At 41.1% G+C, this 11785-nt stretch carries 12 protein-coding genes; 1 reads left to right on the forward strand and 11 read right to left on the reverse strand.

Going from position 1 to position 11785, the window contains the following annotated elements:
* Window positions 1–13: 13 nt before the first annotated feature.
* From V7K27_RS22885 to V7K27_RS22900, 4 genes are all read right to left on the reverse strand, one after another.
* Window positions 14–1039 (reverse strand): glucokinase, encoded by a 1026-nt coding sequence (locus V7K27_RS22885; protein ID WP_334950368.1) that lies wholly within the window; start codon window positions 1037–1039, stop codon window positions 14–16.
* Window positions 1040–1123: 84 nt separating this feature from the next.
* Complete coding sequence (locus V7K27_RS22890) at window positions 1124–1771, reverse strand: histidine phosphatase family protein (protein WP_334950369.1); 648 nt, start codon at window positions 1769–1771, stop codon at window positions 1124–1126.
* Between the two features lie 305 nt (window positions 1772–2076).
* Window positions 2077–2640 (reverse strand): Uma2 family endonuclease, encoded by a 564-nt coding sequence (locus tag V7K27_RS22895; RefSeq protein ID WP_334950370.1) that lies wholly within the window; start codon window positions 2638–2640, stop codon window positions 2077–2079.
* A 33-nt stretch (window positions 2641–2673) separates the two neighbouring features.
* Window positions 2674–3405, reverse strand: coding sequence for an ABC transporter ATP-binding protein (locus V7K27_RS22900; RefSeq protein ID WP_334950371.1), 732 nt, complete (start codon window positions 3403–3405; stop codon window positions 2674–2676).
* A 161-nt stretch (window positions 3406–3566) separates the two neighbouring features.
* Here V7K27_RS22900 and V7K27_RS22905 point away from each other — a divergent pair, with 161 nt between their 5' ends.
* Entirely contained in the window at window positions 3567–4442 is an 876-nt protein-coding gene (locus tag V7K27_RS22905) for an Rpn family recombination-promoting nuclease/putative transposase (RefSeq protein ID WP_334950379.1), read from the forward strand.
* 2 nt (window positions 4443–4444) lie between these two features.
* Here the strand turns inward: V7K27_RS22905 and V7K27_RS22910 are convergent, their stop codons facing one another.
* From V7K27_RS22910 to V7K27_RS22940, 7 genes are all read right to left on the reverse strand, one after another.
* Complete coding sequence (locus tag V7K27_RS22910; protein ID WP_334950372.1) at window positions 4445–5257, reverse strand: ABC transporter ATP-binding protein; 813 nt, start codon at window positions 5255–5257, stop codon at window positions 4445–4447.
* 139 nt (window positions 5258–5396) lie between these two features.
* Window positions 5397–6320, reverse strand: coding sequence for a branched-chain amino acid ABC transporter permease (locus V7K27_RS22915; protein ID WP_334950373.1), 924 nt, complete (start codon window positions 6318–6320; stop codon window positions 5397–5399).
* A gap of 39 nt (window positions 6321–6359) precedes the next feature.
* Window positions 6360–6962: a Uma2 family endonuclease gene (locus tag V7K27_RS22920; protein ID WP_334950374.1), complete on the reverse strand. Its 603-nt coding sequence runs from the start codon at window positions 6960–6962 to the stop codon at window positions 6360–6362.
* Between the two features lie 294 nt (window positions 6963–7256).
* Entirely contained in the window at window positions 7257–8207 is a 951-nt protein-coding gene (locus tag V7K27_RS22925; protein ID WP_334950375.1) for a branched-chain amino acid ABC transporter permease, read from the reverse strand.
* Window positions 8208–8214: 7 nt separating this feature from the next.
* Entirely contained in the window at window positions 8215–9477 is a 1263-nt protein-coding gene (locus V7K27_RS22930) for an ABC transporter substrate-binding protein (protein ID WP_334950376.1), read from the reverse strand.
* A gap of 539 nt (window positions 9478–10016) precedes the next feature.
* Window positions 10017–10343 carry a DUF6464 family protein gene (locus V7K27_RS22935; protein ID WP_334950377.1) on the reverse strand — a complete coding sequence of 109 codons (327 nt, stop codon included), beginning with the start codon at window positions 10341–10343 and terminating at the stop codon, window positions 10017–10019.
* A gap of 218 nt (window positions 10344–10561) precedes the next feature.
* The gene (locus V7K27_RS22940) at window positions 10562–11056 is read right to left on the reverse strand and encodes a hypothetical protein (protein ID WP_334950378.1); all 495 of its coding nucleotides are present in this window, start codon (window positions 11054–11056) and stop codon (window positions 10562–10564) included.
* Window positions 11057–11785: the final 729 nt, after the last annotated feature.

The following is an 11785-nucleotide window of genomic DNA, read 5'->3' on the forward strand; positions in this document are numbered from 1 at the left end:
ATGATGCTAGCTGTTATAACCTAACAGCACATAAAGCAGCACCAATTAGCCCCACTTGCGAGTTCAGGATAATATACACGGGAATATCTTCGAGGAGGGGGCGCATCCTACCTTTTTGGGTGAAATTTAATAAGAAACCACTGTTTTGAATTAAGGGCAGGATTTTGGGCGCAATTCCACCAGCGATGTATAAGCCACCGTAAGGTAGGAGTTTAAGGGCAAGATTCCCGGCTTCTGCACCGTAAGCGTCTATAAATAATTGCAAAGTTTGTTCACAGAGGCGATCGCGTTTTTGTAGTGCGGCTGTACCAATGACAGCACCAGGATCAACGCTTCTCTCTTCCTGTCCCGCTTCTTGTTCCCAAGTTCTGACGATTTGGGCAATATCTGGGGATTCGGTGGGAAATTTGCGATCGCGCAAAAATTGGTAAATTGCCACAATTCCCATTCCAGAAACTACGCGTTCCACAGAAACGCGCTGGATATCATGTTTATCCAGCAGGTATTTCAACAACTGGAACTCTAACTCGTTCCGGGGAGCAAAATCAGTGTGTCCACCTTCTGAGGGAAAGACTTGATAGTAGTTTCCCTGTTTAATTAAAAATCCTTGCCCTAAGCCAGTACCAGCACCAATAATTCCAATCGGGGCTTCGGGTTGAGAGTTGCCAACTTGCAACGTCAGCAAGTCTTGTTTTTCTAAACCTAAAATCCCATAGCCAACGGCGGCGAAGTCGTTAATCAAAGAAACGTGCGGAATACCCAATTCTTGTTCTAGACGTTCGGTATCCAGGAACCAAGCCAAATTGGTCAGCTTGGCTGTATTTTGGACAACGGGCCCTGCGATCGCAAAACAAGCCTTTTCTGGTATTGGTGCATTAGCATTAACCAAAAACTCCTGCACAATTGGTACTAAATCGGGAAAATCGCCACTGTGGAAAGTTTCCTGATAAATAGTATGTAAACTTGGTGAGTCTGATGTTTCAACCAATCGCAGAATAGTTTTCGTACCGCCGATGTCTCCTGCTAGTAAAAAAGTCATAGAACTTATTTGTGAATTAATTACTTTTTTTGTAGGATATACCCAACGTAGCAGAAGCCATGAACGCAAATCTCTATCAGAGGTTTAAGCAAATCGAATAACTTCTTCTATGTGGGTTAAATGGGAAGTATCTCCCGTTAGTTCTAATAACCATTTTGGGTCTTGGCGTACCACTTTTACCAAGGAACATAAAGAAGCTTTAACTTCTGTTTTGGCAATTTCCCCCACTAGCCCCATTGCTGCCCCCAACACAGATGCGCCATGTGCTACTAGCAGGATATCCTCTGGGAAGAACTCAGTAGCTAAACATCTAGCAGTTTGCCCAGAACGTTCTCGCACTTTTTCGTGAGTTTCAGGATATTTGGCGGCGATGCGCGAAGTGTAGCTGGTGTCAATTCTGGGGAATAATTTTGCTAATGCTGGAGTTGAGAGTCTTTCGGGTTCTTCTGTCATCCAAACTGGATTTAGCCATTCACTCAAACCTGTTTCCAATTTGATCGGCAAATTCAGAACTTCTGCAACTGCGTTTGCCGTTTGTACGGTTCGCAGGAAGGGAGAAGCGAAAATATGGCCAATATTTTCTCTTTTCAATCGTTTAGCTAACTGTTGTGCCTGCACCATACCATCGTTAGACAAGGATGGATCGTAGCGTCGTTCGGCGGTGAGAAACCAATCAGGGTTTACGAAATCGATGCGGTTAGCGTGTCTTGCTATCCAGACTATTTGACTCATGGGTTTAATGATTCCGGTGAATAGAATTCGCCGCTAAACAAATATAGATATCTGCAAGGAGGGCTATATATATTAATATATTATGACAAAATTGTAATAATATTTAATAATACTAATGATTAGGAAAAGTTATCAGTAGCATCAGTGTAGGTTTACTTAAATTCACGAAATCCATTATCTCGCTCTGACTTCAGTAAATTACTACCTTTAGTATTCCCAAAGCTATAGCAATCCTGAATCATCAAGATCCCCGACTTCTCAAAGAAGTCGGGGATCTGCGGGTTGCACAAATTAAATAGAATTGCTTATAACTTCAACCATCCAAATAGTTGTTCTACAGTTAACTGAAAGCCGCTAACTAAATCGGGAACTGGTAATATTTCTTGTGATTCTTGTAAAAGTTCTGGTTGCTGCTTTGGTGGATAAACTAAAACAGAGCGATCGCCTGGATCAATTAACCAACCTAAACGACTACCATGTTTTAGACAATGTAAGATATTTCCGGTTACTTTAGTCTGGCTTTGATCTGGTGAAAGAATCTCAATTGTCCAGTCTGGATAGGTGTGAAAAACATTCGCCACATCTCCACCTTCATCTAAGGGAATTCGCTCCCAAGCAAATACAGCTACATCAGGGACAATTGAACGCCCACCAAAAGTACATCGCAATTCTGGGAAAGCAAGGGCAATTTTTTGACTCTCAACTACCTCATTAATCGCACTAAATAGCTCACCCCGTAATGTGCTATGCTTTCCTTGAGGCATGGGCTTTTGAATAATTTGACTATTGATATATTCACTGGCTGGTTTTGTTTCTGGCAGTTTTAGAAACTCCTGTAAAGTCAGAGGTTTCGTTGCTAATTTTATCATGTGTTTGTACCTCCCAATTTTTAATTTAATTAATTACCCTAAATAAGCTTTTTTCACTCGTTCATCACTAATTAATTCTGATGCTGCACCTGTTAAAGTTATAGAACCAGCTTCTAAAACATAACCGCGATCGGCAATTTGCAGCGCTAGATTAGCGTTTTGTTCAACTAACAGAATAGTTACGCCTGTAGCCCGGAGATTTTCAATAATGGAGAAGATTTCCCTGACGATCGCAGGTGCTAAACCTAAGCTTGGCTCATCTAAAAGTAACAGTTGTGGTTTACTCATTACAGCCCGAGCGATCGCTAACATTTGTTGTTCACCACCACTGAGGGTTCCTGCTAGCTGATTGCGTCTTTGGGACAAGCGGGGAAATAGCTCAAATTGGCGCTGAATATCTTTTTTTACCTCGGCTTGATTGGAGCGAATATAAGCACCCAAAAGTAAATTATCAAACACTGTTTGCCGCGCTAATACTCTGCGTCCTTCAGGACAATGGGCGATACCAAGTTTTACAACCTCGTGAGCTTGGCGGCGGGTAATATGATGTCCATTATAGATAATCACGCCACTCTGAGGATTAACTATTTTAGATATGGCGCGAAGTGTAGTAGTTTTACCAGCACCATTAGCACCAATTAGAGTAACTACCTCGCCTTTTTGAATAATTAAATTAATCTTTTTCAGAGCTTGGATACCGCCATAATTAACATTAAGTTCTTGAAGTTCTAAAATTGTATAATCTGGTTTACTATCGGCGTTCATCGGCGGTTTACATCCATAAATGTTGAATGCTGATTCACAATTTAACATACATCAATGTAGGCGTAGTTCGTCGTAGACATCGCAACAAAAAAGAAAGTAGCAACGAAATACTGCAATTGTTGTGGTGTATTATTAGTTCTGATCAGCATATTAAGCATCCTGTGGCAAAAGCAGCAGATATAGGTAGTAAACGACTGATTAGTTTAGCTCCCGATGCATGGGTACAGTGGGTAACACAGCGTCCCGAAGTGGTCGCTAAGGAAATTCTCGGCTCGGAGTTTCAGTGGATTAGCCGCGAAACAGATGTGTTAGTGAAGGCGTACAGTGCTACCCAGGGCGATTTTCTCGTACTCAACGAACTACAGTTGCGTTATACGGCAGATATGCCTCTACGCATGAGAGCTTATGCAGCACTAGCACAAGAGCGCTACCGACTGCCAACTTACCCCGTACTTGTTAACATCTTACCGCCCCCATCTACGTTAACTATTGTCAATAGTTACGAGCAGGAATTTTTGGGATTACGTGCCATCCAAGATTATCGCGTGATTAATTTGTGGGAAATTGATGCTGAGATAGTGTTTGGGCAACCATTACCATCGTTGTTACCTTTTGTGCCAATCCTGCGAGGAGGAGGAGAAGCATCAGTTGTACAACGCGCTTTACAAGTGCTACGAGCAGATGCACAGTTGAACCAGTTAGAATCATTGTTGGCATTTTTTGCTAGCTTTGTGTTAGACACGCCCTTAGTACAACAAATCATGAGGTGGGATATGGCAGTATTACGAGAATCGCCTTGGTATCAGGAAATACTTGCTGAAGGCGAACAACGTGGTCTTCAGCAAGGTCTTCAGCAAGGTCTTCAGCAAGGTGCAAGACAGCACTTAATCCGAATATTGCGAGGACGCTTTGGTGAAATTCCCCATGAAGTGGAAGTAAGGCTTGAGGGCGAAAGTGTGGAAAAATTAGAAAGCTTAATGGATAGCGCGATCGCTGTGAATTCTTTAGAAGAATTTGTGAGTATTTTTTCTAAATAAATTCATTCATTTCCCAAATAAGCTTCAATTACAGCCGGGTCATTTCTAACTATAGATGGTTCACCCAAAGCAATTAATTGACCAAAATCTAAAACGGCAATGCGATCGCACAAACCCATAACTAATGGTACATGGTGTTCTATAAGGATGATCGTTAAATTGAAGCGATCGCGCAGGCTGCGAATAAATGCACTCAATTGCTGCTTTTCGTTAGGGTTCATCCCCGCCGCAGGTTCATCGAGAAGTAAGATTTGCGGTTTTAATGCTAAAGCGCGGGCAATTTCTAGCCGACGCTGATCGCCGTAAGCAAAGTTTTTGGCTTTTTCGTCAGCGCGATCGCTCAAGCCAATCATATCCAATAATTCTAAAGCTTTTTGTTTAGTTTTAAATTCTTCACTAGGCGCTGGTGGTAATCCCAAAATTCCTGTAATCATATTACTTTTAGTGTGTAAATGTCGGGCAATTATCACATTTTCTAAGGCCGATAATTCCCCAAACAAGCGGATATTTTGGAAGGTACGGGCGATACCTAAAGCCGCAATTTGATCGGGACGCAGTTGGGAAATTTCTGCACCTTGATAAATTAATTGACCGCTAGAAGGTGGAATGAAGGCAGTAATCAAATTAAACAGTGTTGTTTTACCAGCACCATTCGGGCCAATCAGTCCAAAAATCTCATGTTTATTTACACTAAAAGATACATTATTTACCGCCACTAGACCACCAAAGCGGCGAGTCAATGCTCTTGCTTCTAAGACAATACTGTTGTTATCTCCCGAAATACTATGTGATGTCATGTCTGCCAAATTACTCATAATAAAAGAACCCCACCCCCAACCCCTCCCCGCCTGCGGGGAGGGGAGCTAAAGCGCAGCTTTGGCTCTTTGGGGTTCCGGGTATTATGCTTAATTGCCTGGACATCATTTGACATTTTTGCATATTATTATGAATAGTTCACTTTTGGGTTTTGCGTCTTGGAAAAATTTCTGGAGTAATTAACCCTTGGGGAAAAAAGATTGTACCTATTACTATTAGTAAGCCAAAAATAATTAATCTTCCATCGCGCAAAAATTGTGCTAACCAATTAGGTAAGCCACCAGTATCAGCGAGACTTCGCAGAATCTCTGGTAAGGCTGTAAATACCATACCTCCGACTACTGGGCCTAAAAAACTTCTCGAACCACCAATCAAAACAAAAGTTAAATATATAATACTGGCATCAAAAGTACCTTGACGAGCATTCCAGGTATTAAGGAAGTGGGCGCTAATTGCACCTACCATCCCTGCTAGGATAGCCCCTAATGTAAATGCCAAAACTTTGTAATAAGTGGGATTAATTCCCATTGCACCCGCAGCTAATTCATCTTCGCGGATAGCGATAAAAGCCCTTCCGACGCGGATGCGTTCTAAACGATAAAGCAGAACCATACTAATTAATAGTAAGGGTAAAGCAATCCATAAATATTCAAGTTGTGTTTGGAAAGGTTGAGGAATGCCAAAAATTCCCACAGCACCGCCTGTAATATCCAAATTGAGGGAGATGACGCGCAAAACTTCCACAAAAGCGATAGTTGCGATCGCTAAATAAATTCCTCGCAACCGTAACGCTGGAATTCCCACTATTATACCCAATAAACCAGAAATTATACCCGCAATTAACATTTCCAATAACAACAATGGAATGGGATATAAACTACTGCTAGATGTCAAAACTTTTGTGGATAAAATTGCTGCAATATATCCACCTAAAGCATAAAATCCCGGACTGGCTAAAGACAATTGTCCAGTCATTAGCGGTAAGTAAAGCGATAATCCTAGTAGCGCCCCCAATACCATAGAGACAATTAGAGAACCGTAAGTAGCGAAAAAATCAGCCATTTTAATTAAGCTTAATTAAACTATTGCTTTTCTCAACTATTAAGCTGTTAATATTTGCTCTGCTGTCAGCGCCAGTTCAGGAAAAGTTCGTGACACAATTCGTTCTGAACCTCTAAACAGTCTGCGTTGGTATTTTCCCTCAGCATCTAATAGAAAAACAAATACAGCCGGAACTTTTGGATTTCCTAAATACTCTCTTAGTCCGATCGCTAAATAATCTACAATCCAATATTCTGTAATCCCTAAGCGTTGATATTCATCTAATTTATCAATGTAGTCATCTTCCCAATTAGTTGATGTTACCTCTATAGCTAACTGGATGGGTTCTTCAAGTGCAGAATAAGCAGAACGATTTAAGCGCCATCTATCTTTATCTATCACACTTACATCAGGCTTGCGCCCTTGTTCTATTCCATTGGCAGTTATAGTTTTAAAGACTGCTGTGTTTTTTACTACGTAATTCAGATTTAGACGTTTAATTTCATCTTTGAAAGAGTCAGCCGTAAAGTCAGCGACATCATCATGATTTCTGGTTGCACGCACTTCTACAATTTCTCCATCTACAAGTTCATATAAACCTTCTTCTGGACACTGTTCTAAGAATTGATCAAAAGTTAATTTTTGTTTTGTGTATGTTTTCATAGGGTTACGTCTTCCAGGGCTATTTCGTTTTTGACATAAACCGCCCAGAACTAAAGTTCCGGGCTAATAACTAAAGTCCGTTAAAACGGACTATAACCTTTTCTTAGTACAGAATTTCACAAGTTCGTAGCGTTATCAAGTCTCCCAAAGCCTTACTAGTAGCTCACTCAATTCGTCACGGATTTATGAAATGCTGTACTTAGTCGTTTTTAGACGACTTTCGCTATTAGACTCAGAATTCATTCTGAGGCGGGCTAGATGAGAGTGAAATAGCCCTGCTACGTCTCCTGAACCTTAAACTTTCTGAATAAACCGCCGTCCTAGCAAACCTTGGGGTCTAACTAATAACATGAGAAACAAAATTCCAAAGGCTACCGCGTCTTTATATCCAGAGTATTCGGCGGGTACAAACGCCTCCACTAGTCCAATTAACAAACCTCCCAACACTGCACCAGGAATACTACCTAAACCACCTAAGACAATTACCGCTAAACCCCGCAATCCAAAAGCAATGCCGAAATATGGCCCTGCAATACTAACACTAGAAGCAACTAAAGTTCCCGCTAATCCTGCTAAAAAACTGCTGATGAAGAATGTTAAAATGATAAAACGATCGCTATTAATTCCTAACAAGCTAGCTGTAGTCGGATCTTCGGCGATCGCCTGCATTGCCTTACCATATTTAGTCCGATTGATAAAATAGGTAAGAATTGCCACAATCACCATTGATACACTAAAAATTACCACCTGAACACTGCGAATCGGAATTGGGTTTTCTGAACTCCCAAAGTTAATCGCAGGGGGTAAATTACCATAAGTATTTGCAGGGTATGTATAACTTTCGGCGCCTACTAAATACTGGATTAAATTCACAATTACCACTGCTACCCCCAAGCTGGAAACAACAGTTAGTAAAGGATCAGATCCTTGACGGCGCAAAGGTTGAAAAGCAACGCGTTCCATGATTACCCCTATCAATCCCGCCAAGGTACTTCCTAAAATTAAGGATATAGCAAATGGTAATTTTATCGGCAAGGCTGCATTAGCCAACAAGCCATTAAATCCAAAGTTACCACCCATAAGGGCATAAGTGAAATATGCACCCAAGGTAAAAATCGCGCCATGAGCTAAATTAATGATGCCCAAAATAGAATAAACCAAGGTATATCCTAATGCAAAAATTGCATAGACGCTGCCGATGGATAACCCATTTAATAATTGCTGCAAAAACAGATTTATATTCATGTAGCAACTATTTTAGAAATGTAAATTTACCTTGGCTACCATCTTTTGCCATCTTGATTTGGGCTACATAGAAATCTTTTTGCACAACTTCACCTATGGGAGTAAAAGCAATTTCACCCAGTGGTGTATTGTATGTTCCCACAAGTATCTGTTTATTTAATTCCGTCCGTAATTCTGGTAGCTGTAATTTGTTGACTTTGCTCTTTTTATCTAAAGCTTGAAGTGCTTCGACATAAACTTGCACTGCTGCAAAAGCTTGGGCGCTAAATTGGGGTGGCTCTTTTTTGTATTCGTCATTATAGGCTTTGCGAAATGCGGCGTTAATTTCACCTGGATGTTCTGGACTGTAAGCTTGAGCAATCAATACGCCATCACAAAGCGCTTTACAAACTGGCAATATATTCGATGTATTTAGACCATTACCACCAACAATTAAGCCTTTATAACCCAGTTCCCGCAGTTGTCGGACTAAATTACCACCATCCGCAGCCAAACCAGAAATAATCACCAAATCTGGTTTGAGATTAATCGCATTCGTAGCTTGACTTTGAAAATCTGTATCACTGGTTTGGAATTTTTGTACTGTTACCAATTCCAGCCCTTGATCCTTAACTGTTTGCTGAAAAATTTCCGTTTCTGACTTGCTAAATGCATCATTTTGAGCATAGAAAACTGCAACTTTTTTAAGTTGGGGGTTTTGCTTCAGTGCAGCTTTCACCGAATTAGGCGCGACGATGGAAACTGGTGCAGAAACACGAGCAACGTAATCACCAATTTCGGGAATGCCTTTAGCAGTATTTGATGGTCCAATAATTGGTACTTTTGCACGATCGCCAATGGGGTCAGCACTAAAGGCTTGCTGTGATAAAGTTGGGCCGACAATCCCAACAACTTTATCTTTGTTAATTAAAGTTTGAAAAGCGTTAATTGCCCCGGTTTCATCCCCGCTAGTATCTTGAAACACCAATTTAATTGGTGTGCCATTAACACCACCTTTACTATTGAAATACTTCTCGGCAAGTTTGGCTCCAGCGACTTCTTCTTGACCTAGTAATGCTACGTTGCTAGTTTGAGCAACGGCAATACCGATGGGAATAGCACCCGACGATGTACCCGTTGTCGCTGTGGTATCAGTTGCAGGGTTATTTGTGGTACTATTTGGACTATTAGTTGCAGAATTTGTCACAGTCTTAGTGCCACCACCACAGCCTGTTAGGAGCAAAGCGCAAGTTGATAATAATGCTGTTGTCCTGGCGATCGCGTTGTTCATCGTTGGATAATCATGTAGTTATTAGATATTCGGCAAAAGCTAATAATGAGAAGGAGTCAGAAGACAGAATTCAGGGGTCAGAATTCAGAATTCAGAATAACCGAGCAGTCAAGTCAGGGCGAAGAGTCACGGAAAAAATTTTATCTCGTTCCCAGTCTCCGACTGGGAATGCCCCTCATTGAGGCTCCGCCTCCGTAACTTGCGGCAGAGCCACCAGGATCGGCATTTCTAGCAAGAAGCTGGAAACGAGATTTTCTGCGCCCCTACTTCGACTCAGTAACCATTACACAGAATCCAGAATGGATTCTGAATTCTGAATTCTGAATTCTTCTTCGTTATAATCTGCAAACAAAATGATGCAGATTTACACTATTGCACGAATTCTATTAAATCATTCTTATTCCACCATGCAAAGACAAACATTCAAAGTCTTTGTATATACAAATTTATTATAATTAGTAATGATTTTATCATTCCCCGGTTGTATTTGGGAATGTGCTATGAAGTCGCTTTGTCAGTTGAGTACTAAGCAAGCACTCTTAAGCCTTTTTTTCACTATCAGCGAATTTCTTAGGTTCATAGTGACGGCAACCGTTACACGGACCTTCGGGATTGACAGCACAGCGAATGTAGCCAGATCGGGCATTAAATTTGCAGCTGATATCGCCAATCAGATAACCCACCCCTTCTAGATAATAGCGATCGCCTTCAACCGATCTGACGTTTTGCCCTTGCTGCACCGATGGAAAATTCATGGCTGCTTGTCTAAGCCGTAAGCGCGATCGCAAATGGGTTTTGCGGATCACCCACAAGGAAATCAGGGACGGTAAAAAACCAACGGCAATCACTAAAAGTGTGTTTAACACCTTCTTTTTACCTCTTCTGTGCGCTGATTGATTGTCCCTGATGTTGCACTCTGAATTTTACGGGAGTGCAAATCTGAGGGGAGCTTTGCCTAATTGCCACCAACTATGGTTGCAATTAGCAATGGCAGCGTGGTATCTAGCAATTTTGAGGAATAAATCTCTTCTGCCACTTCAATCAGCATAACTGTTACAACCTTAGGGGTGAGTTGCCGATAATTTTAAGATTTGTTGAGTAATACCTTTTTGAACAAGCATTTGGTGTCAGCTTCAGCCCGACTCTTATTTTTTCGGTGTTGCTGCGATGCTAATCTTTTTTTGGTTTGCTGACGAAGTTGCTCTGCTAGCAGTGCGGCTTCCCTTTCGGCTCGGAATAAATCAACTCTTCGCGTCGTGAGAATAAATGATTTGTCTGGCTTTCGTTTCACCCAAGGGACGCTAACTGCAAAATATTGACAAATATTTTTGCATGGCTGCTCATTTAAAACTGGGTAACGTTTTTGAGTATTGAGTGTGTTAGCGATCGCTTTCAACTCTAATATCGCTGTTTCTAACTCTTCTGCCATCTGATTAATCCGTTCGACTTGTGCTATTAAACACTGTTGTTCACTGATGATTTTTTTCTCTTGGAGTTGCAGTGGCGCGATCGCACTAGTTACAGATGTTGGCTGCAACAGCAAAATAGGCTTTTTGTCCGTGTCTAGGATTTTTTTCATACTACCTCAAGTAAGGCTAGCTGACTTGTAAGGCATTTTAGCAGCAAAATAGTATATTTGTACTAAATAAAAATATATTAAACAAGACAGAATTTCAACAACCATCACCCCGGATCTTGAAGCTGTCGTTAGTAAAGTTGCGATTTTGTGATTAAGTTCAAAATTTTTCACTTAAAATCACAATTTCTCCCTTAAGTTGACGATTTTTTCCTTAATATCACGAGTTTTTTCTTAATATCACGATTTTTTCCTTAAAATCACGATTTTTTTCTTAAAATCACGACTTTTTTCTTAAAGTCACGATTTTTTTCTTAAAATCACGATTTTTTTCTTAAAAACCCTTTTCAAACCTCGTTATTCTTTTACCCCACCCTAACCCTCCCCTTATAAAGGGGAGGGAACCGGATTTTCTTGTTTCTCCCCTTATAAAGGGGAGGGAACCGGATTTTCTTGTTTCCCCCCTTATAAAGGGGAGGGAACCGGATTTTCTTGTTTCCCCCCCTTTATAAAGGGGAGGGAACCGGATTTTCTTGTTTCTCCCCTTATAAAGGGGAAGGAACCGGATTTTCTTGTTTCCCCCCTTATAAAGGGGAGGGAACCGGATTTTCTTGTTTCCCCCCTTTATAAAGGGGAGGGAACCGGATTTTCTTGTTTCCCCCCTTATAAAGGGGAGGGAACCGGATTTTCTTGTTTCCCCCCTTTATAAAGGGGAGGGAACCGGATTTTCTT

This window comes from Nostoc sp. (genome assembly GCF_036919575.1).
GTDB lineage: Bacteria > Cyanobacteriota > Cyanobacteriia > Cyanobacteriales > Nostocaceae > Nostoc.